Source organism: Neisseria sp. CP9, from assembly GCF_047758525.1.
Lineage (GTDB): Bacteria > Pseudomonadota > Gammaproteobacteria > Burkholderiales > Neisseriaceae > Neisseria.
The window spans coordinates 643,172-664,511 of sequence record NZ_CP180502.1 but is presented as its reverse complement, the minus strand read 5'-3'; the positions used below and the strand labels follow the sequence as shown (position 1 = coordinate 664,511).

The 21,340-nt window shown below is 50.5% G+C and carries 20 protein-coding genes, 1 tRNA gene, 1 pseudogene and 1 riboswitch; of the genes and pseudogenes, 14 read left to right on the top strand and 8 right to left on the bottom strand.

Annotated features, from left to right (window positions below; translation table 11 throughout):
- Positions 1-10: 10 nt before the first annotated feature.
- The 3 genes and pseudogenes from ACMYUL_RS03115 (at position 11) to ACMYUL_RS03105 (ending at position 2,210) form a co-directional block, all read left to right on the top strand.
- Positions 11-361: a helix-turn-helix domain-containing protein gene (locus tag ACMYUL_RS03115; protein ID WP_415772007.1), complete on the top strand. Its 351-nt coding sequence runs from the start codon at positions 11-13 to the stop codon at positions 359-361.
- The gene (locus ACMYUL_RS03110) at positions 265-1,335 is read left to right on the top strand and encodes an IS3 family transposase (protein WP_415772005.1); all 1,071 of its coding nucleotides are present in this window, start codon (positions 265-267) and stop codon (positions 1,333-1,335) included. Before ACMYUL_RS03115 ends, ACMYUL_RS03110 begins: the two co-directional genes overlap by 97 nt.
- Positions 1,244-2,210, top strand: a pseudogene (locus ACMYUL_RS03105) (IS30 family transposase). Before ACMYUL_RS03110 ends, ACMYUL_RS03105 begins: the two are co-directional and overlap by 92 nt.
- 168 nt (positions 2,211-2,378) lie before the next feature.
- Here ACMYUL_RS03105 and tal read toward each other — a convergent pair.
- Entirely contained in the window at positions 2,379-3,434 is a 1,056-nt protein-coding gene (gene tal, locus ACMYUL_RS03100; protein WP_415772003.1) for a transaldolase, read from the bottom strand.
- A 135-nt stretch (positions 3,435-3,569) separates the two neighbouring features.
- On the opposite strand from tal, the gene ACMYUL_RS03095 reads away from it, so the two are divergent.
- The 5 genes from ACMYUL_RS03095 to lptB all read left to right on the top strand — a co-directional run bounded on the left by ACMYUL_RS03095 (position 3,570) and on the right by lptB (position 7,074).
- Positions 3,570-4,544 (top strand): KpsF/GutQ family sugar-phosphate isomerase, encoded by a 975-nt coding sequence (locus tag ACMYUL_RS03095; protein ID WP_342032156.1) that lies wholly within the window; start codon positions 3,570-3,572, stop codon positions 4,542-4,544.
- A 77-nt stretch (positions 4,545-4,621) separates the two neighbouring features.
- On the top strand, positions 4,622-5,158 hold the full coding sequence (locus ACMYUL_RS03090) for a KdsC family phosphatase (RefSeq protein ID WP_415772001.1): 537 nt from the start codon (positions 4,622-4,624) through the stop codon (positions 5,156-5,158).
- A complete protein-coding gene (gene lptC / locus ACMYUL_RS03085) occupies positions 5,155-5,736 on the top strand; it encodes an LPS export ABC transporter periplasmic protein LptC (protein ID WP_003743817.1) in 582 nt (193 codons plus the stop codon). Before ACMYUL_RS03090 ends, lptC begins: the two co-directional genes overlap by 4 nt.
- A complete protein-coding gene (gene lptA / locus ACMYUL_RS03080) occupies positions 5,717-6,247 on the top strand; it encodes a lipopolysaccharide transport periplasmic protein LptA (RefSeq protein WP_415771999.1) in 531 nt (176 codons plus the stop codon). The genes lptC and lptA overlap by 20 nt, the downstream gene beginning before the upstream one ends.
- A 92-nt stretch (positions 6,248-6,339) precedes the next feature.
- Complete coding sequence (gene lptB, locus ACMYUL_RS03075; protein ID WP_415771997.1) at positions 6,340-7,074, top strand: LPS export ABC transporter ATP-binding protein; 735 nt, start codon at positions 6,340-6,342, stop codon at positions 7,072-7,074.
- A gap of 268 nt (positions 7,075-7,342) precedes the next feature.
- Here the strand turns inward: lptB and ACMYUL_RS03070 are convergent, their stop codons facing one another.
- The 5 genes from ACMYUL_RS03070 to rplU all read right to left on the bottom strand — a co-directional run bounded on the left by ACMYUL_RS03070 (position 7,343) and on the right by rplU (position 14,040).
- Positions 7,343-8,287, bottom strand: coding sequence for an IS110 family transposase (locus ACMYUL_RS03070; protein WP_415772862.1), 945 nt, complete (start codon positions 8,285-8,287; stop codon positions 7,343-7,345).
- Positions 8,288-8,797: 510 nt separating this feature from the next.
- Complete coding sequence (gene glnE, locus ACMYUL_RS03065; protein WP_415771995.1) at positions 8,798-11,488, bottom strand: bifunctional [glutamate--ammonia ligase]-adenylyl-L-tyrosine phosphorylase/[glutamate--ammonia-ligase] adenylyltransferase; 2,691 nt, start codon at positions 11,486-11,488, stop codon at positions 8,798-8,800.
- 267 nt (positions 11,489-11,755) lie between these two features.
- Positions 11,756-12,940: a 5-demethoxyubiquinol-8 5-hydroxylase UbiM gene (gene ubiM / locus ACMYUL_RS03060; RefSeq protein WP_415771993.1), complete on the bottom strand. Its 1,185-nt coding sequence runs from the start codon at positions 12,938-12,940 to the stop codon at positions 11,756-11,758.
- Between the two features lie 493 nt (positions 12,941-13,433).
- Positions 13,434-13,706, bottom strand: a complete 273-nt coding sequence (gene rpmA / locus ACMYUL_RS03055; protein WP_002212328.1) for a 50S ribosomal protein L27 — start codon at positions 13,704-13,706, stop codon at positions 13,434-13,436.
- Between the two features lie 25 nt (positions 13,707-13,731).
- Positions 13,732-14,040, bottom strand: coding sequence for a 50S ribosomal protein L21 (gene rplU, locus ACMYUL_RS03050; RefSeq protein WP_003763980.1), 309 nt, complete (start codon positions 14,038-14,040; stop codon positions 13,732-13,734).
- A gap of 261 nt (positions 14,041-14,301) precedes the next feature.
- Between rplU and ACMYUL_RS03045 the strand changes: the two genes are divergently transcribed.
- The 3 genes from ACMYUL_RS03045 (at position 14,302) to ACMYUL_RS03035 (ending at position 15,807) form a co-directional block, all read left to right on the top strand.
- Positions 14,302-15,276, top strand: a complete 975-nt coding sequence (locus tag ACMYUL_RS03045) for a polyprenyl synthetase family protein (RefSeq protein WP_070514426.1) — start codon at positions 14,302-14,304, stop codon at positions 15,274-15,276.
- A gap of 5 nt (positions 15,277-15,281) precedes the next feature.
- On the top strand, positions 15,282-15,728 hold the full coding sequence (locus ACMYUL_RS03040) for a DUF441 domain-containing protein (protein WP_049229827.1): 447 nt from the start codon (positions 15,282-15,284) through the stop codon (positions 15,726-15,728).
- Positions 15,729-15,732: 4 nt separating this feature from the next.
- A tRNA-Arg gene (locus tag ACMYUL_RS03035) sits at positions 15,733-15,807 on the top strand.
- 88 nt (positions 15,808-15,895) lie between these two features.
- On the opposite strand, the gene ACMYUL_RS03030 is transcribed toward ACMYUL_RS03035, so the two are convergent.
- A complete protein-coding gene (locus ACMYUL_RS03030) occupies positions 15,896-16,579 on the bottom strand; it encodes a 7-cyano-7-deazaguanine/7-aminomethyl-7-deazaguanine transporter (protein WP_049229826.1) in 684 nt (227 codons plus the stop codon).
- A gap of 75 nt (positions 16,580-16,654) precedes the next feature.
- Positions 16,655-17,128 carry a preQ(1) synthase gene (gene queF / locus ACMYUL_RS03025; protein ID WP_049229825.1) on the bottom strand — a complete coding sequence of 158 codons (474 nt, stop codon included), beginning with the start codon at positions 17,126-17,128 and terminating at the stop codon, positions 16,655-16,657.
- 4 nt (positions 17,129-17,132) lie between these two features.
- Positions 17,133-17,177: riboswitch (PreQ1 riboswitch) on the bottom strand.
- Positions 17,178-17,776: 599 nt separating this feature from the next.
- Between queF and ACMYUL_RS03020 the strand changes: the two genes are divergently transcribed.
- The 3 genes from ACMYUL_RS03020 to ACMYUL_RS03010 all read left to right on the top strand — a co-directional run bounded on the left by ACMYUL_RS03020 (position 17,777) and on the right by ACMYUL_RS03010 (position 21,264).
- Positions 17,777-18,271: a MarR family transcriptional regulator gene (locus ACMYUL_RS03020; protein WP_003757030.1), complete on the top strand. Its 495-nt coding sequence runs from the start codon at positions 17,777-17,779 to the stop codon at positions 18,269-18,271.
- Positions 18,272-18,324: 53 nt separating this feature from the next.
- Positions 18,325-19,725, top strand: a complete 1,401-nt coding sequence (locus tag ACMYUL_RS03015; RefSeq protein ID WP_070514430.1) for an efflux transporter outer membrane subunit — start codon at positions 18,325-18,327, stop codon at positions 19,723-19,725.
- A 348-nt stretch (positions 19,726-20,073) separates the two neighbouring features.
- Positions 20,074-21,264 (top strand): efflux RND transporter periplasmic adaptor subunit, encoded by a 1,191-nt coding sequence (locus ACMYUL_RS03010; RefSeq protein ID WP_415771989.1) that lies wholly within the window; start codon positions 20,074-20,076, stop codon positions 21,262-21,264.
- The last annotated feature ends 76 nt before the right edge of the window (positions 21,265-21,340 follow it).

Sequence of the window (21,340 nt, the reverse complement as noted above, 5' to 3'; positions counted from 1 at the left end):
CAGTTTTTTTATGACCAAATATACATTACACTTCAAATACCAAACCGTACTCCACTACCTGCATATACGCAACCAACAGCGTACCGCAGATCATTACGGCATCTCCCGAACCCACCTGCGACGATGGATACGCGCCTATCAAGAAGGCGGCATCGGCGCACTCGAACATCCCCAATCCAAAACCATGCCCCAACACCGCAAAAACCCCTTCATCGCCGACAAACCCGACCACGAAAAAACACAGGCGGAGCTTATCGAAGAGTTGTGCTATATGCGCGCAGAGGTCGCCTACCTAAAGGAGTTAAAAGCCCTCAGCCAAAAGCGGACCGAAAAGGACAAAGCCAAACCGTCCAAACACTGAGGGCGCAACACCCGCTCAAATACCTGCTGCACATCGCAAACCTGCCCAAAAGCAGCTTTTACTACCATCACCAAGACCGACCCGACCCCGACGCAGCCGACAAAGCCCTCCTTATCGAAACCTACCGGCGGCATAAAGGACGCTACGGGCAAAGGCGCATTGCCGCAGCATTGGATTGGAACCGCAAAAAAGCAGCTCGGTTGATGAAACAAATGGGGCTGAAAGCCAAAATACGGGCGAAAAAAGCCTACCGCCATCCCGCCATGGGCGAAATATCGGAACACCTCCTCAAACGCCGGTTCAAAGCCCGAAAGCCCAACGAAAAATGGCTGACAGACGTGACCGAACTCAAAGGAAAGGACGGCAAACTGTACCTCTCGCCAATCTTGGACTTGTTCAACCGAGAAATCATCGCCTACGCCATGAGCCGCAATGCTAACAGCGAAATGGTGAAGGAAATGCTCGAAAAAGCCGCACCCCGTCTGACTGATAAAGGAACGATGCTTCATTCCGACCAAGGTGTGCTGTACCGTACGGCGGGGTATAGGGAATTGCTTGCACAACATTCCATGGTTCAAAGCATGTCGCGTAAGGCGAACTGTTGGGACAATGCGCCGATGGAAAGCTTCTTTGCGGTATTGAAGACGGAGTGTTTCTATAACGCAGGAGAATTGACGGTGGACGAATTGATGAAACAGATAGATGACTATATGGATTACTACAACCGGGAGCGTTGCAGTCTGAAATTGAAAAAGCTGAGTCCTGTCGCATACAGAACCCAGCTTATACAGAGCGGCGGATTCGGATTTGAAGTGCAACTTTCCATAATAGAAAAAGGCCAATATGCGGTAGCATACGGCCTTTCCTGCAAGAAAGATTGCCATGAGCTACACACAACTGACCCTAGACGAACGATACCACATCCAATACCTGTCCCGCCACTGCACCGTCACCGAAATCGCCAAACAGCTTAACCGCCACAAAAGCACCATCAGTCGCGAAATCAGACGGCACCGCACCCAAGGGCAGCAATACAGCGCCGAAAAAGCACAACGGCAAAGCCGGACTATCAAACAGCGTAAGCGACAACCCTATAAGCTCGATTCGCAGCTGATTCAGCACATCGACACCCTTATCCGCCGCAAACTCAGTCCCGAACAAGTATGCGCCTACCTGCGCAAACACCACGGGATCACGCTCCATCACAGCACCGTTTACCGCTACCTCCGCCAAGACAAAAGCAACGGCGGCACTTTGTGGCAACACCTCAGAATATGCAGCAAACCCTACCGCAAACGCTACGGCAGCACATGGACCAGAGGCAAAGTGCCCAACCGCGTCGGCATAGAAAACCGACCCGCCATCGTCGACCAAAAAAAAACGCATCGGCGATTGGGAGGCCGACACCATCGTCGGCAAAGATCAGAAAAGCGCATTACTGACCTTGGTCGAACGTGTTACCCGCTACACCATCATCTGCAAATTGGATAGCCTCAAAGCCGAAGACACTGCCCTAGCGGCCATTAGAGTATTAAAGGCACATAAAGCCAGAGTGCACACCATCACCATGGACAACGGCAAAGAGTTCTACCAACACACCAAAATAGCCAAAGCATTAGCAGCGAAAACCTATTTTTGCCGCCCCTACCATTCTTGGGAGAAAGGGCTGAATGAGAACACCAACGGACTCATCCGACAATATTTCCCCAAACAAACCGATTTCCGAAACATCAGTGATCGGGAGATACGCAGGGTTCAAGATGAGTTGAACCACCGGCCAAGAAAAACACTTGGCTACGAAACGCCAAGTGTTTTATTCTTGAATCTGTTCAAACCACTGATACACTAGTGTTGCACTTGAAATCCGAATCCAAGAGCGCCTGAATAGGCTTTTATCGGGTGTCCAAGATTTGGGGGACAGTTCAATCTCGAATTGAGGTTTTCAGACGACCTTTTGAGTTTGTTTATAGATAAAGCACAGGAATCGGGTTGCTAAGGCTGGCTTGGGTTTTGACCATCAAGCCAGCGGGGCGAGCAGTTTGTCGAAGGCTTCTTCAAACTGTTTCAAACCGTCTTCCTGCAAGCGGTTGGCGAGGGTTTCTACGTCTATGCCGAGTGCGGCGGTTTCGGCAAGCTGCGCTTGTGCTTCTTCCACGCCTTCGGTCAGCGTGGCTTTGGCTGTGCCGTGGCCGATGAAGGCTTTGAGGGTGGCGTCAGGTACGGTGTTGACGGTGTGTGCGCCGATCAGGCTGTCAACGTAGAGCGTGTCGGGATAGGCGGGGTTTTTGACGCCTGTGGATGCCCATAAGAGTTGCACGCGGTTTGCGCCTTTGGCTTCCAGCGCGGCAAATTCGGGGCTGCCGAAGTATTGCGCCCAGTCTTGGTAGGCGACTTTGGCAAGGGCGATGGCGATTTTGCCTTTGAGGTGGTCGGGCAGTGTGGCGTCAAGCGCGCCGTCCACGCGGGAGATGAAGAAGCTGGCGACGACTTGGATATGGGCAACGCTTTGTCCTGATTCCAAACGTTTGGCGATGCCGCGCGCGTAGGCAGCGTAGGCTTTGAGGGTTTGGGCGCGTGAGAACAGCAGGGTCAGGTTCACGCTGATCCCGTCGGTGATGAGGGTCTCGAGTGCTTCGATGCCTGCGTCGGTGGCGGGGACTTTAATCATGGCGTTTTTACGCGCGATGGCGGCATGGAGGCGGCGTGCTTCTTCTACCGTGCCTTGCGCGTCTTTGGCAAGCTCTGGGGAAACTTCGAGGCTGACGAAACCGGTTTTGCCGCCGGTGGATTCGTGTTCGGCAAGGCAAACGTCGCAGGCTGCCTGTACGTCGGCAATCGCCATGGTCTCGTAGCGTTGTTTGGGGCTAAGGTCTTGCTGCTTGAGGGCGGCGACTTCATCGGCGTAAAGCACGTCGCCGGCGAAGGCTTTTTGGAAGATGGCGGGATTGGAAGTGACTCCGCACACGCCTTGTTTCAGCATTTGCGCCAATTCGCCGCTTTGTACGAGCGAGCGGGAAAGGTTGTCCAGCCAGATTTGTTGTCCTAATGCTTTAACGTCCGATAAAATAGTCATCTCTGATTCCTTTAAATATAGGTTATTTGCGAAGCAGGCGGTAATGCTACCCCTATTCGGAAAATTTGGATAGATTATTAGGGCATTTCATCATGTCCAAAACGATATAAAACGAACACAAAAAGGCATTCATTTATGGCAGGAAACGGTCAATATCTCGATTGGGCGCGTGAAGTGTTGCACACCGAAGCGGAAGGCTTGCGCGAAATTGCGGCGGAATTGGACGAAAACTTCGTCCTTGCGGCAGACGCGCTGTTGCACTGCAAAGGCAGGGTCGTCATCACAGGCATGGGCAAGTCGGGACATATCGGACGCAAAATAGCAGCGACCATGGCTTCGACCGGCACCCCCGCGTTTTTCGTCCATCCTGCGGAAGCGGCACACGGCGACTTGGGCATGATTGTGGACAACGACGTCGTCGTCGCGATTTCCAATTCCGGCGAAAGCGATGAAATCGCTGCCATCATCCCCGCGCTCAAACGCAAAAACATTACCCTCATCTGCATCACCGCCCGCCCGGACTCGACCATGGCGCGCCATGCCGACATCCACATCACGGCATCAGTTTCCAAAGAAGCCTGCCCGCTGGGACTTGCCCCAACCACCAGCACCACCGCCGTTATGGCTTTGGGCGATGCGCTGGCGGTCGTCCTTTTGCGCGCACGCGCGTTCACGCCCGACGACTTCGCCTTGAGCCACCCCGCCGGCAGCCTCGGCAAACGACTGCTTTTACGCGTTGCGGACATCATGCACAAAGACGACGCCTTGCCTGCCGTCCGACTCGGCACCCCCTTAAAAGAAGCCATCGTCAGCATGAGCGAAAAAGGCTTGGGTATGCTGGCGGTAACGGACAACGAAGGTCGTCTGAAAGGCGTATTCACCGACGGCGATTTGCGCCGCCTGTTCCAACAGCGCGACCGCTTTGATGGGCTGACCGTCGATGAAATCATGCACCCTTCCCCCAAAACCATCCCCGCCGAACGCCTCGCCACCGAAGCCCTGAAAGTCATGCAGGCAAACCATGTCAACGGGCTTTTGGTAACCGACGCCGACGACGTGCTGACCGGCGCACTGAATATGCACGATTTACTGATGGCGCGGATTGTGTAAAGGCGGGCTAACCTTTTTCAGACGACCTTTATGTTAGAATAGGTCGTCTGAAACTTGGCAATCCGCAAGGAAACACTATGCAAACTTTAGACCCCGAGCTGCAACAGCGCGCGGCGCATATCAAGCTGCTGATATTGGATGTGGACGGCGTTTTGACCGACGGACGCATCTTCATCCGCGACAACGGCGAAGAAATCAAATCGTTCCACACGCTGGACGGACACGGTCTGAAAATGCTTCAGGCAAGCGGCGTGCAGACTGCGGTTATCACAGGTCGGGACGCGCCCTCCGTCAGCATCCGCGTCAAACAGTTGGGTATAAATTACTACTTCAAAGGCATTTCGGACAAACGCGCCGCCTATGAAGAATTGCGTGCGCAGGTGGGCGTAGAAGAAGCCGAGTGCGCCTTTGTCGGCGACGACGTGGTCGATTTGCCGGTGATGGTGCGCTGCGGATTGCCGGTTGCCGTCCCCGATGCGCATTGGTTTACGCTGCAACACGCCGCCTATATTACGAAACAGGCGGGCGGCGCAGGCGCGGTGCGCGAAGTGTGCGACCTGATTATGCGCGCGAAAGGTACGCTGGGCGCGGCTTTAAACGAGTACATCAAATGAAAGTAAGATGGCGGTACGGAATCGCATTCCCTTTGGTGCTGGCGGTCGCGCTCGGCGGATTGTCGGCATGGCTGGGACGCATCAGCGAAATCGACATTGAAGAAGTCAAACTCAACCCTAACCAGCCGCAATATACGATGGACGGCATAGATGGGCGGCGGTTTGACGAACAAGGTCGTCTGAAAGAGCATCTGAGCGCAAGAGGGGCAAAACAGTTTCCCGAAAGCACCGACGTACATTTCGAGCTGCCGCACCTCGTCTTCTTCCAAGAAGGCAGCCGGCTTTACGACGTCGGCAGCGACGAAGCCGTGTACAACACCCAAACCAAACAACTCCTGTTCAAACACAACGTCGTCCTGACCAAAGCCGCCGATGCCAAGCGGCAGGCGGGCGTCGTAAAAACCGAGCTTCTACACGTCGACACCGAATCGCAATACGCCAAAACCGACACGCCCGTTACCTTCCAATACGGCGAATCAAGCGGCAGCGCCGAAGGTCTGACGTATGACCACAAAAAAGGTTTGTTGAACTTCCCATCCAGAGTGAAAGCCACGATTTATGATACAAAAAATATGTAAGGCATGTGTTTTAACCGCATTTTTCGCCACCGCCCCCGCCTACGCCCTGCAAAGCGACAGCAAGCAGCCGATACAGATTGAAGCCGACCAAGGCTCGCTCGACCAAAACAACCAAAGCACCACCTTCACCGGCAACGTCATCATCAAACAAGGCACGCTCAACATCCGCGCCGGCAGCGTCAACGTCTCCCGCAACGACAAAGGCGAACAATTCATGAAAGCCAGCGGCTCGCCCGTCCGCTTCAGCCAGACGCTCGACGACAACAAAGGCACGGTTCACGGACAAGCCAACAACGTAACCTACTCCTCCGCCATCAACCTCGTTACCCTGACCGGCAACGCCAAAGTCCAACGCGGCGGCGACGTTGCCGAAGGCGCAGTCATCACCTACAACACCAAAACCGAAGTCTATACCATCAACGGCAGCTCCAAAACAGGTGCCAAATCCGCCGCCAAATCCGGCAGGGTCAGCGTCGTCATCCAACCGTCCAGCACCCAAAAAACCAAATAACCCGCATCTGACAACACCAAAGGTCGTCTGAAAAACAACATAGCAAGCCCCAAAAACACATTTTCAGACGACCTCCGAACCAAGAGTCATTTATGAGCGAAAACACCAGCCGCCTCGTCGTTCAAAACCTGCAAAAAAGTTTCAAAAAACGCCAAGTCGTCAAAAACTTCTCCCTCGAAATCGAAAGCGGCGAAGTCATCGGCCTGCTCGGCCCCAACGGCGCAGGCAAAACCACCAGCTTCTACATGATCGTCGGACTCATCGCCGCTGACGCAGGCAGCGTTACCCTCGACGGACAAGAACTGCGCCACCTGCCCATACACGAACGCGCCCGCCTCGGCGTCGGCTACCTGCCCCAAGAAGCCTCGATTTTCCGAAAAATGACCGTCGAACAAAACATCCGCGCCATTTTAGAAATCAGCACCAAAGACAAAAGCCGCATCGATGGCGAAGTCGAAAAACTGCTTGCCGACCTCAACATCGGCCACCTGCGCCACAACCCCGCCCCCTCCCTGTCCGGTGGCGAACGCCGACGCGTCGAAATCGCCCGCGTACTCGCCATGCAACCGCGTTTCATCCTCTTAGACGAACCCTTCGCCGGCGTTGACCCCATTGCCGTCATCGACATCCAAAAAATCATCGACTTCCTCAAATCGCGCGGCATCGGCGTACTCATTACCGACCACAACGTACGCGAAACCCTCAGCATCTGCGACAGAGCCTACATCATCAGCGACGGCACCGTCCTCGCCTCCGGCAAGCCCGACGATTTGGTCAACAACGAACAAGTCCGCTCCGTCTATCTCGGCGAAAACTTCAAATACTGACAATGACAAACCGCACAATAAATTGTGCGGTTTTAAAATAACAAAGCGTCCGAAAGGTCGTCTGAAAACGCTTTTCAGACGACCTTTCAGGTAGCAACTGTATTTTTCACCCCGTCGGGCAAAAATACCAAAACTCAAATCAAGCCGTTCGGATACCGTTTTCGGTGGTACCGTTTTCGGCAAAATATAGTGGATTAAATTTGAACCAGTACGGCGTTGCCTCGCCTTGCCGTACTATTTGTACTGTTTGCGGCTTCGTCGCCTTGTCCTAATTTAAATTTAATCCACTATAATCACGCATCCGGGCATTCAATACCGTCAGCAGTTTGCGCATACATGCCGTAACGGCAACCTTATACGGCTTACCTTTGGACAGCAGGCGTTGGTAGAAATCCCGAATAAGCGGTTCAAAACGTGTCGCTACCATGGTAGCCATATACAGCGCCTTACGCACCGCAGACCTTCCGCCGAAGCAGCGGCTTTTGAATTTGGTTTCCCCGCTCTCCCTCGGGTGTGGCGCAATACCGACCAGACTCGCCAGCCGTTTGTGGCTCAGCCGCCCCAATTCGGGCAGCATCGCCATCAGCGTAGCCGTCGTTATCGAACCGATGCCTTTGATTTGTTCCGCTACTTGGGCTTTGCCGTCAAAATGCGTGTGGGTGTGGTCGTCGATTTGTTTGTCCAATTCGTCAATCAGCCGGTCAAAATGGGCAATCAGTTGTTTGACGCTTTCGACTTGCGTTTCATGAACCTGATGCAGACGGTTTTTCTCGGCAGTCCGCATATCCACCAGCTGGTTGCGGCGGTTAACCAATGCTTCCAACACTTCTTCCGCTTCGGTGGGCGGGTGGTAGAGCATGGTTTGCCAATCCTCTTTCTGTGCCGTCATCTGCGCGAAGAAGGCGAGCATTTTGGCATCTTTGGCGTCGGTTTTGGTCAGCGACTGCGATTGGGCAAACTGATGCGTCTGACGCGGGTTGGCGATAATCACGACCATACCTGCGCGGTGGATGGCTTTGGCGGCGGGGATTTCGAGACCGCCGGTGCTTTCCATCACGACGAGGGCGACCTTGTGTTTTTTAAGGTATTCGACGGTATGGGCGATACCTTTCGGGTTGTTGGTTTCGGTTTTGGTTTTAGACAAAGACGAAACGGCGATGACGAAGTTTCGTTTGGCGATGTCGATGCCTGCGTAATTGTATTGGGTACTCATCATAAACCTGCCTTGCATTCGGTTGTGTTGTCTGGCAACTGTCCGGTCGTGTCGATGGGTTGCCCGACCGCTCCCTGAGCTACGCAACGGTTGTTTGCCTTGGTCGGATGCGGGTGGCGGCCGGGCGGTTTGTTGCTATGATACGGGTGTTCCGATATACAAGGTCGGATTCTCGAATCCGACATTTCCAACAGCGGTTTTTCGGAAACGATAGACGCGTCAAATGTTTTTTGTCGGATACAAGTATCCGACCTACATCTGGATTCCCGCCTACGCGGGAATGACGGCGGAGGTTTCGGCAAAATTTGCTGTTCCCGTTTTCCGACGACCTTTTGCTTTGATGGCGTAGACGATAGCGTGGGCTTTGCCCACGATAATGGCGGGTAAAAGAGGTCGTCTGAAATTTTGGGTTTGGTTCGTGGGCGAAGCCCACGCTACGGATTTGCAGTAATTCGTAGGTGGAACCCACGCTATGCGACTAATGACTTAATCCCCTTCGTAACATCCGCTTTATCCAAGCTTCGCTTCCTCGCCAAACACTTCCCGCCACAATTTCCTGACATTGCCGTAATGTGCCAGCAATTCGTCGGTTACTTCGGTTTTTTCGGCGTCGCGCAGTTTGGTGTTGTGCTGCTGCTGGCGGTAGAAGCGGTAGGCGGTGCGGCTTTGTTCGGCGAGGGTTTTGTCGATGAGGCCGCAGTCGGCGGCGATGTTCAAGAGGGCGATGTTGCCGTAGTTGTCGAGGAGTTGCGGATATTGGCGGGCATGGGCAAGTATCAGATATTGGACGATAAATTCGACGTCGACCACTCCGCCGCGCGCGTATTTGACGTTGCTGTCAACCGGCGGATGGGTGGGGAACATTTTTTCGCGCATTGCGATGATTTCGTCTGCCAAGGCGGTTTGGTCGCGCTCGGCGGTGAGGATTTCGGTGCGGATGCGGTCGAAGGCCGTCTGAATTTCGGGTGTGCCGCAGATGAAGCGGGCGCGGGTGAGGGACTGGTGTTCCCACGTCCATGCGTTTTCGCGCTGGTATTTTTCGAAGGCGGCGATGCTGTGGGCGAGGAAGCCGGCGTCGCCGTTGGGGCGCAGGCGCAGGTCGGTTTCGTAGAGGCTGCCTGCGCCGGTGGCGGCGGAAAGCCAGTTGGTCAGGCGGCGGGCGAGGCGGCTGTATATGTCGCCTGCGTCGGGATGGGGATCGTCGTAGAGATAGACGAGGTCGAGGTCGGAGGCGTAGCCGAGTTCTTTGCCGCCGAGTTTGCCGTAACCGACGATGGCGAATTGCGGGGTGTCGCGGTGTTTTTTGGGCATGTCCGCCCATGCGCACGGCAGGGCGGCGGCGAGGATGGTGTCGGCGAGGGCGGAGAGTTGGTCGGAGAGGGATTCTACCGTCCACAGTCCGGCGAGGTCTTGGACGGCGAGGCGGAAGACTTGGGCGTGTTGGAAGCGGCGCAGGGTGTCCATTTGTGCTTCGGTGTCGCCGCCGCAGGCTTTGAGGTCGTCTGAAAGGGCGGCGGCGAGGGCTTGCCAGTCGAACGCGGTATCCAAAAGCTGCGCGCTGATGAGTTCGTCCAGCAGAATCGGATATTTGCTCAGATATGCCGCCACCCATGAGCTTTGGCTCATAATCTGCGCCAGTTGCGCCAAGGTTTGCGGATGTTCGTTGAGGAAGGCGAGATAGGCGGATCGGCGGCTGATGTTTTCGAGGAAGTCAAACAGCCGCATCAGCGTATCGGTCGGGTTGGTTTGCTCTGCCGCCGCCTGTACGAACAGCGGCACAATCGCGTCGAAACGCGGCTGGGCGTGTGCGGAAAGATGGCGATATTTATGGCCGTGCCGGATTTGGTCGAGCCTTGCGGCGATGGTTTCGGCATCGAACCCGTGTTCTTTCAGACGACCTTGCCGCTCTTCTTCGTCGGGTTTGTCCTGCCATGCCCACTGCCATTCGCTGTTGTCCTGTGTTTGCTCTTCGGGTTCGCTCAAAATTTCGTTGAACAACTGATTGACCTTGTTACGATGAACGTTGAGGTCGTCTGAAAAGGCGGCGTAGCTGTCGAAACCCATGCTTTCGGCCAGCAGTTGTTGCTGTTCGGGCGAGGCGGGCAGGGTTTGGGTTTGTTGGTCGTCCCAGTATTGCAGGCGGTGTTCGACGTCGCGCAGGAAGCGGTAGGCGGCGAGCAGGGTTTCGACGTTTTCAGACGGCATGATGCCCAGCTCGGCAAGCTTCTTCAGCGTTTCCTGCGTGCCTTTCAGTTGCAGCGCGCGCATTTGCCCGCCGCGTATCATTTGAAAAATCTGGGCGATAAATTCGACTTCGCGGATGCCGCCCGCGCCGAGTTTGATGTTGTCCGCCATGCCTTTTTTGCTGACTTCGCTGCGGATTTGGCGGTGCAGGTTGCGCATTGCCTCATACGCGCTGTAATCCAGATATTTGCGGAATACGAAGGGGCGTACCAGCGATTTGATGTCGTTCAGATACGGCGTAACCACGCGGCCTTTACACCACGCGTAGCGTTCCCATTCGCGCCCCTGCGTAATCAGGTATTGCTCCAGCGCGGTTTCGCTCAATACCAGCGCGCCCGAATCGCCGTCCGGCCGCAGCCGCATATCGACGCGGAACACTTGCCCGTCGGCGGTAATGTCGTTCAGCAGCGCAATCAGTTTCTGCCCGACTTTGGTGAAAAACTCCTGATTGCCGCGTTCGCGCCTGCCGTCGGTGTCGCCCGATTCGGGATAGACAAAAATCAAATCGATGTCGGAAGACACGTTCAACTCATAGCCGCCCGCCTTGCCCATCGCCACCACGCTCAAATGCTGCGGCGATTTTGTATAACGCCCGATCGGCGTGCCGTACATGTCCCGATAATAGGCGTAAGCAAAATCCAGCGCGGTATTGACGGCAAAATCGGCAAACAGCGTAATCGTGCGGGTAACTTCGTTCAAATCGCTGATGCGGTTTATATCGCGCACGATAATCTGCGACACGACATAACGGCGCAACTCGCGCAACTGCCGCGCCAATTCTTCCTCGTTTTCTTCCGCGCGGATTTTTTCCCAGTCGGCAAAGGCTTGGAAATCCGCTTCGGTCAAAACCTTGTCTAACATGGGCAGGAAAATTTCGGGCTTGAGTTTGCCGTTGTCGAGCTGGCGGGCGAGGAACAGGGAATGGCGGCGGGCGGTGTCGAGGCAGTTGTCGGACATTTTGGATTCCGTTTGGAAGGATGGCGGGAATGGGATAGTGGATTAACTTTAAATCAGGACAGGGCGAGGGAATGCCGTACCGGTTTAAAGTTAAGGCACTATATCATAGCAATCTTGGAGGTCGTCTGAAACAGCAAAGCGTAAGGCTGATAAGCGAGTTTGTTTGCTGATATGGGAAGTTTGTGATTTGTTCCTGATAGTCAAAAAGTATAGTCAAAAGGTCGTCTGAAAAATGTTTCAGACGACCTTTTGATGTGTTTAAACGAATTAGCCGGTCAGTTGTTTGGTAATCAGTTTTTTCAGCGGCGGGAAGTTGTTGCTGGCGCGCAATACCAAGCCGCGCAGGATTTTGGCGGGCGCGGTTTCATTGGTAAAGAGTTTGAGCAGCATATTGGTGCCGTGGTAAATCGGCTGGGCATGGAGCATATGCTTGGTGCTGTATTTTTCCAGCAGGCTGGCGGCGCCGATATCTTGGCCGCGTTGTTCCGCTTCGAGAACCAGTTTTGCTAAGAGGTCTGCGCTGGATAAGCCCAAGTTGAAACCGTGTGCGGTAACAGGGTGCATACCTACTGCGGCATCGCCGATTAGGGCGCTGCGTTTGCCATAGAATCGTTGGGCAATCATGCCGACCAAGGGGTAGTTGTGAATGGTGCTGACCAATTCCATATCGCCCAAACGGCCTTTGAGCTGCTCTTTGACGCTGGCTGCCAATTCTTCGGGAGACATTTTTTTGATGGTGTCTGCCTTGTCGCTATCGACGGTAATGACTGTGTTGGTCAGGTGTTCTTCCAAAGGCAGCAGGGCGATGGTGCGGCCGTAGTGGAAGCATTCGTAAGCGGTGTGCTGGTTGGACAGGGTATGCTTCATGCGGCAGACAAACATGGTGCGGCTGTAATCGTGCATATCGGAGGAAATACCCAGTTGTCGGCGGGTTTGGGAAAAGCGGCTGTCTGCTGCCAAGAGTAGGTGGCCGCTCAAAACTTCACCGTTTTCCAAGATGACTTGGGCTTCGTCTTCGGAAGTTTTGACTTCTTTGACGCCGATACCGGTCAGAATGGTAACGTTTTCCAGTTTGGATACGACTTCATAAGCAGCTTTGCGGATATTGTGGTTTGAAATCAGATAGCCTAAACAGTCGGCAGGTTCGCCGCGCGCTTGGGTCGGTTGCGGGAAGTGGAGTTGGTAATCGGACTGCCCGTTCAAGACTTTTGCATCGCGCAAGGGGTAAATTTCGTCTTTTGGAATCAAATCCCACATGCCCAAGCGTTGCATAATTTCGCGGGACAGGTGGGTCAATGCAATTTCACGCCCGTCATAAGGAGGATTTTGTAAAATTTCTAAAGGGCTTTTTTCAATCAGGGTGATTTTTAAACCGCTACCGGCCAGTTCTGCGGCAAAACTCAATCCGGCAGGTCCTGCACCGACGACAAGAATATCGCTGTGTAAGCTCATGAGGCATCCTTTTTGTTAAAGGGAGACGGATAATTTCAGACGACCTTAAGTTTACTGTGTTTGAATGAGATAAGGGTAATCTGCATTGAGTAATTAATTATAGCAAAAGTATCGATTGAGTAATTCAAGTATTTATATCGTGAATGATTTTTTACGCTGAGCTTAATGTAAGTCAATGGTGGCAATGTGTTGCGTATTATGAAGTGTTTAAAAATCAGTAAGTAACGGCTATATCGATTTGCTTTTCTTTTACTCTGGAGTATGAGAAGAGGGCGTGATGGCAAAGAGGTCGTCTGAAATTTTGTAGTAGTTTGGTTTTCAATCAATGCGGTGTGGTTGTTTCATTGTAGTACCGATTGTATTGTTTATCGCTGTGTTGCTTTGAACTGCTGAAGATTGAATCAGTGATACCAAAATCATTTCCAACCTATATAAACAAAAAAGCCGTATTTCCTAGGAAATACAGCTTTTTCAATATCACGATAAACTCGGATTATTCTTCAGACCCAGTGTAAGGACGGATGCTGACAGTTTTACGGTTCAGCGCGCCTTTGGTTTTGAATTCAACATAACCGTCAACTTTGGCGAACAAAGTGTGGTCTTTGCCCATGCCTACGTTGTCACCGGCGTGGAATTTGGTACCGCGTTGACGGACGATGATGGAACCTGCCGGAATCAGCTCGTTGCCGTAGGCTTTTACGCCCAAGCGTTTGGCTTCTGAATCGCGACCGTTGCGGGTGCTACCGCCTGCTTTTTTACTTGCCATTTGTAATACTCCTAAGTTTCAAAAATTAGGCGATTGCCACGATTTCGATTTGAGTGAAATTTTGGCGATGGCCTTGGCGTTTTTGGTAGTGTTTACGGCGGCGCATTTTGAAAATGCGTACTTTCTCGCCGCGACCATGGGCTACTACTTTAGCTGTTACTTTTGCGCCTTCGATAAAAGGAGCGCCAACTTTTACAGATTCGCCGTCAGCAATCATCAAAACTTCGGTCAGTTCGATTTGGCTGTCGAGTTCGGCTGGTATCTGTTCTACTTTCAATTTTTCGCCAACGGCAACTTTATATTGTTTGCCGCCGGTTTTTACGACCGCGTACATACTCAACTCCATGAGAATTATGGTTAATATCCCGCACACCATTGTGCGAAACACGAGATTCTATTGCTATTTGCCTGTTTTGTCAAAGTTTATTTCGTTTTTGGGGTCAGGGTCGTCTGAAAGATGTGTCAAACGGGCTTTGCTGCTATAATCGCGCGTTGGATTGCCGATATTTTTTATGCGGCAATATTATTTCCGCCTTATACCCAACCCATTATTTATACGGCAAGCCTGCTTCATTTTGCCGACTGAGAATGTGTTATGCTCGAAAACCTGCCTTATTTCCAACGCCATTTGCCTGAAGACCTTTCACGGGTCAATGAGGTGATCAACCAAGCGGTTCAGTCTGATGTCGCGCTAATTTCGCAAATCGGTACTTATATTATCAGTGCCGGCGGTAAGCGTCTGCGTCCGATTATGACGATTTTGGCAGGTAAGTCGGTCGGTTATGATGGAGATAAGCTGTATGCTTTGGCGGCGATGGTGGAATTTATCCACACTTCGACCCTGTTGCACGACGATGTGGTTGATGAAAGCGATTTGCGCCGCGGACGCGAAACGGCGAATAATCTGTTCGGCAACGCGGCGGCAGTGTTGGTCGGCGACTTTTTATATACGCGCGCTTTCCAGTTGATGGTTGATTCCGGCAGTATGCGCATTTTGGAAGTCATGGCGGATGCAACCAATATTATTGCCGAAGGTGAGGTCATGCAGCTGATGAACATCGGCAATACCGACATCACCGAAGCACAATATGTTCAAGTGATTCAATATAAAACAGCCAAATTGTTTGAAGCGGCAGCACAGGTCGGTGCGATTTTAGGTAGTGCCTCTCCTGAGCATGAGCAGGCACTGAAAGATTACGGCATGTATGTCGGTACGGCGTTCCAAATTATTGATGATGTTTTGGATTATTCGGGTGAAACCGAAGAAATCGGTAAAAACGTCGGCGACGATTTGGCAGAAGGCAAGCCGACTTTGCCGCTGATTTATCTGATGCGCAACGGCTCGAAACAAGTGGCGGACGATGTGCGCCACGCTTTGGAAAATGCGGATCGCAGCAGTTTCCAAAAAATCCATGATTATGTTGTCCATTCCGACGCGCTGACTTATTCGATTTCTGAAGCACGAAAAGCCGTTGAGCAAGCCGTGGCTTCTTTGGCAGTATTGCCCGATAGCGAAGTCAAGCAGGCGATGATTCAGTTGGCCGAGGAATCATTGGCACGGGTTTCTTAAATCCGATGAATTTCAATTTCGTCCCGATGTTTTTGGTGACGCTGATTTTTCTCGGCGTCGTCAGCAACAACAACTCGATTACGATTTCCGCAGCAGTTTTGCTTTTAATGCAACAGACTGCTTTGTCGCAATATATTCCTTTCATGGAAAAACACGGCTTGCATTTTGGGATTATTTTGCTGACAATCGGGGTCTTAAGTCCGCTGGTTTCAGGGAAGGTTCAAATTCCGCCGCTGTCGGAGTTTGTTAATTTCAAAATGATTGCCGCCGTATTAATCGGCATCCTTGTCGCCTGGCTGGCAGGGCGCGGCGTACCGCTGATGAGCGAACAGCCTGTTTTGGTAACAGGTCTTTTGATTGGTACGGTTATCGGTGTAGCATTTATGGGCGGCATTCCGGTCGGTCCGCTGATTGCCGCGGGATTATTATCGTTTATTGCAGGAAAAGTTTAACACGCTCGCCATAGTTCAACGGATAGAACGTATGCCTCCTAAGCGTAAAATACAGGTTCGATTCCTGTTGGCGAGGCCAGAAAATACAAAGAGGTCGTCTGAAATTTTCAGACGACCTCTTTGTATTTTCTATGAACGGGAATCGTAAATCGTTCTGTCGGACTGCATCAAGATTCTTGTGCCGGCAGCATCTGTTTTTGAGGATGTTGGGAGTGCAGTGTCGTCAGCTTCTTCGTCAAGATATTCAAAATCACGCCGTAGGCTGGCAGGAAGAAGAGGGTGCAGATGGTGAGTTTGAACAGGTAATCGACAAAAGCGATGCCCTGCCAGTTTGCCGCCATAAACTCATCGCTGCTTGCGTAGAAGGCAATGGCGAAAAATACCAACGTATCCAGGGCGTTGCCGATGACAGTTGATGCGGTCGGGGCAATCCACCACGCTTTCAGACGACGTAATTTGTTGAACACAAAAATATCAAGGATTTGTCCGAGTGCGTAAGCGGCAAAGCTGGCTAAGGCGATGCGTCCGACAAAGGTGTTGAATTCGGACAGCGCGCCTAAGCCTGTCCAACTGCCGTCGTGGAACAAAACGGAAAAGATGTAGGAAAGCAAAAGGGCGGGGAACATGACCCAAAAGATAATCCGCCGTGCCAAGTGCGAACCGAAAATGCGGACGGTCAGGTCGGTGGCAAGGAAGATGAAGGGGAAGGAAAACGCGCCCCAAGTGGTGTGGATGCCGAAAATTTGGAAGGGAAACTGCACCAGATAGTTGCTGGCGGCGATGATGAGAATATGGAAAAGCACCAGCCAGAAGAGTGCCTTCTGTTGTTGCGCTGTTGTAAATTCGTACATGGAAATCTTTCGGAAAGGCTTTCAGACGACCTTCTTGTGAAAGAGGTCGTCTGAAAATGCGTAAAAGGGGATGGATTATTGGCTGTCGTGTTCAAACAGGCGTTTTCGTGCCAATGCTTCGAACTCGGTACCTGCTTTGCCGTAATTGGCAAAGGGATGAATGGCGATGCCGCCGCGTGGTGTGAATTCGCCGAAAACTTCGATGTATTTCGGATCCATCAGTGCGATCAGGTCTTTCATGATGATGTTGACACAGTCTTCATGAAAATCGCCGTGGTTGCGGAAGCTGAAGAGGTAGAGTTTCAGGGATTTGCTTTCCACCATTTTGATGTGCGGGATATAGCGGATGTAGATGGTGGCGAAGTCGGGCTGCCCGGTCATGGGGCAGAGGCTGGTGAATTCGGGACAGACGAACTTGACGAAATAGTCGTTGTCGGGATGTTTGTTGTTGAATGCTTCGAGAATTTCTGGAGCGTATCCGGTCGGATATTGGGTTTTTTGATTGCCCAAAAGCGAGATGCCTTGCAGCTCTTCAGTGTTGCGGGACATGAGGGTTTCCTTAGTTTTTTAATGTGGGAGGTTTTCGAACCACGAAAGGCGGATTGTAATATAAGGGGAACTATGTTTGTGATTTTTTTGATAATTATTTAGCGGTTGAACGCTGGGCTGGAAATGCGAAAAAATGATAGGTGTGTGCGGATGTTTTGATGTGGCGGTAATGCCTTTGCAAAGCAATGCGGATTGAATTTAAACTGATTTTTAAATTTATGATTTTTCTAGTTAATTTTTTCGCATTAATCGTAAAAGTTAAAATTTTTTTGAAGTGTTTTCAGTAGTATCTCAAAAGTCATGTTTTGAGTTATAGAACTAAGGAGAAGCGCCATCTCTCTAATAAATTATGGGGTTTTCAATATAAACAATAAATTAAGTTGTCGGTAACCACAAATCTATCCTTTCTGAATACTGATTTTGTAGAGTAAGAATTCGGAATTACATACAAATTAGATGACTTATGCATAAAAAAACGCCACTTGTTATCTTCTTGGACCGATTGTCAGATTTTCATTCGGAAAATAATCAGTTGAATTAGTATAGCGGCATTGAATAAGTATTTGGTATTTTGAAGCAAATGAGATTGTCATTTTATTCTGATTTGCAGCATAAACAGCCAATAAATTTAAGAAGAGGATATTTATAATGAGTTTTTCACAAACCGACTTGGTCAACGCGCTGCGCCAACTTTCCGACCGTTTGCCTGAATTTTCAGAACAACAGGTAAGAACAGGACGTCTGTTACGGGTAACAACCGAGCGTTTAAGCAGTCATCTCAATGAGAATTTGAAAACTTTCGGTATCAATGAAAATTTGTGGTTTGCTTTGATGGCAGTTTATGTCAGCCCTAAAAGCGAAATCCTTCCTTCGCGTTTGAGCGACTTGATGGATTTGACGCGTACCAGTGCAACCCGTCTTTCCGATGAGATGGTAGAACGGGGATGGGTAGGTCGTCATATCAATCAGCAAGACCGCCGCCAGATTGTGTTAAAATTGACACAGGAAGGTGAGTCTTTTATCCAACAAGTATGGCCGCAGATTTCCAGTAAGAGCGGGGAAGCTTGGGAAGATTTTACCAATGAGGATTATACCCAGTTGCAAAATCTGTTGGGCAAGCTGTTGAACCGTTTGGACAGTTGATCTGATACAGTAAGAATTGTGGCAGGGATAAAAGTAAAAAAATGGAGTCTGCCATGAAATCAAATATTGCCAAACGGGGCATCTGCATTATCGCAGTATCTGTACTTGCAGCTTGTGCGCAGTTTGGTAAACAAGCACCGTTGGAAGAACCAACGGTGTATTCTTTGTCCGATGGTAAATCGGCATCCCTCATTCAAGACGGATGGTGGTTGCAATTAAAAGATAACAAACTGAATCAACTGGTTGCACAAGCTATCCAGACATCAACGGATTTGCGTATTGCCAAGGCGCGTTTCGAGCAAGCACAAGCGCAGCTGGGAATAACCGAAGCCGCCGGCAAAACGCAAATCGGTATGTCCGCGCGCGGGGTTGGGATGTATGTCGCACCCAAGCCCGCATCTTCCCGTATCGATACCGACCATACATTATTGTTGGCAAACGCGGCAGTACAGGGAAGTTGGACATTCGATTTTTGGGGAAAAAACCGTGAGCAGATTGCAGCGGTTTTGGGACGCCGTCAGGCAATTCTGTATGAAGCCCATCAGGCACGGATTGAGCTGGCGAACGCGGTAGCCAAGCAATATTTTATTTGGCAGGCTTTGAGCGAGCGACAAGCTCTTGTGCAGGAACGTATCGATCTGTCAGAGAAAATGCAGCAATTGGTCTCACGCAGAATCCATGCAAACCTGATGCCTGCGCAATCATTGTATCCAATTGAATTGGCGACTCAGCAACTTCAGTTGGAAAAAACGTCATTGGAACAACAGATTGCCAAAGTTCGACATGCTTTGGCGGTATTAAGCGGTAACGTGCCGGGAGCGCTTTCCGGACAAGAACCCAGTCGAATGGGTGTGGTTCCTGTTGTACCTGTGAATAAAATCCATGCTGATTTGTTAGCAGCTCGACCGGATATCGCGGCACAAAAATCATTATTGGAATCTAAGCTGCATACAGTTAAATCTACTGAGGCAGAGTTTTATCCCAATATTGAGTTAAAAGCCTTGGCAGGTCTTGGACATATCGATGCGTTCAATGTGGTCAGAGGTAAAACATCAGGCATGCTGGGTATTGTTCCGGCTATCAATCTTCCTATTTTCACTTCTGGTGCATTGCAGTCAAAATTGGCAGGTAAACGCGCAGAATATAATGAGCAGGTGGTCGTGTACGATCAAACGGTTTTAAATGCGATGCGTTCTGCTGCGGATGCTGTTGTAGATTACCAAAGCCTACAAAGTAAACAGTCTACTTGGGATAAAATGCTGAAAATATCCGAGAAGTCGGTTAAAAATGCTCAGGGTAGAGTGAGGGCAGGATTGGATAACGGTCTTAACGCATTGCAAAAACAAGATGATATGTTGCAGGTAAAAATGCAATTGGTGCAGTATCAATCTGAACGGTTGATTGCGTGGAGTAATCTGAATGCCCAGTTGGGCGGTGGGTTTAAAACGCAATAGGAGGCTTTTCAGACGACCTCTTTCCTTTTAATTAAGTCAGTTGGCGATATTTTGAATATGCATTTAATGTTTAAATGTATGTGTCCAGAATATCGCCAATTGCTTTTGGGTTGTCAGCAATCGATACGGCTTGAGGTTGCCGAAATGATTTTTTACGTCTAATCGTAAAAGGAGGATATCCAAATGGTTTTTAAATATGATTGTTACTTGATTGAGTAACGATGCGGCTATAAAATGCACCTCTGCATGTATTTTCAGTATTGTCTATTCTATTAAAATCAAAGAGATATTAGTGGGATGGGGTAAATAAGGAAAATAGTCTGTAATTACTCGGGTTAAAATGAAATCATGGATGTGAATCTGGAAAATAATGAACAATTACGCGATTTAGGGACAAAAAGTTCAAGGGTGGGGCGTAAGCGTGGACGTAATTTAGCAGTTATCACACTGCTTTTTATTTTGATTGCAGTCGGTGTGGCTCTTGCGTATTTCTTATTTTGGCAATACGAGGAAGAGACTGAAGATGCTTATGTCGCGGGCCATCTGGTGCAAATTACCCCTCAAGTCACCGGTACGGTAAGAAAGGTGATGTATGACGATACTGATGTGGTCAAAAAAGGGGATGTCTTAGTTGCGTTAGATGACAGCGATTTTCAGCTGGCTTACGAGCGTGCTCAAAATGAATTGATTCAGGCAATTCGTCAGAATAAACAACAAACTGCGGTTAACTCGAAAGCAAAAGCGCAAGTTCTGTTGCGAAAAGCCGAATTGGCAAAGGCTCAGGCAGATTTGCGTCGACGTGAAGCTTTATCGGGAACGGATGCGATTTCAGGTGAGGAGTTGAGTCATGCCCGCGCTGCCGTGGTTCAAGCTCAAGCGGCTTTGAAGGCAGTAGAGGCAGAAGAAACTTCTGCACAAGCAGTTTTGGGCAATAATATTCCTCTGCGTCAACAACCTGCGGTGCAAACAGCCATCAGCCATATTAAAGATGCATGGTTGAATCTGCAACGCACCCAAATTCGCGCCCCGATGAATGGACAGATTGCCAAACGGAATGTTCAAGTAGGGCAGCGTATCGCTCAAGGTTCACCAATGATGGCTGTGGTTCCTTTGAGTAATCTTTGGGTGGATGCTAACTTTAAAGAATCGCAACTGCGTCAAATGAAAATTGGTCAACCTGTTGAAATGACTGCCGATTTATATGGAAATAAAGTGGTCTATCATGGCAGGGTGATGGGTTTGTCTGCGGGTACGGGCAGTGCATTCTCCCTTTTACCACCTCAAAATGCGACGGGGAACTGGATTAAGGTTGTACAACGTGTTCCGGTCCGCATCAGTTTGGATGCGAAAGAGTTGCAGGCAAATACGCTGCGTGTCGGTTTATCTATGAAAGTAAAGGTTGATATTTCAGGTGCTGGTTCAGGAAAAAATATGACGGCGGTTGCTGATAAAAATGTAGAATCACCGGAAACTGAAAGTATGGATTGGGCTGCTGCCGATGCGTTGATCGATAAGATTTTTGAGAAATACGCTAAGTAAAAAATGTTTTCAGACGACCTTTCATGTGTTGAATTGCTGAATGCGGTTCTTTGATAGCGAATAGATATCAAAGTAC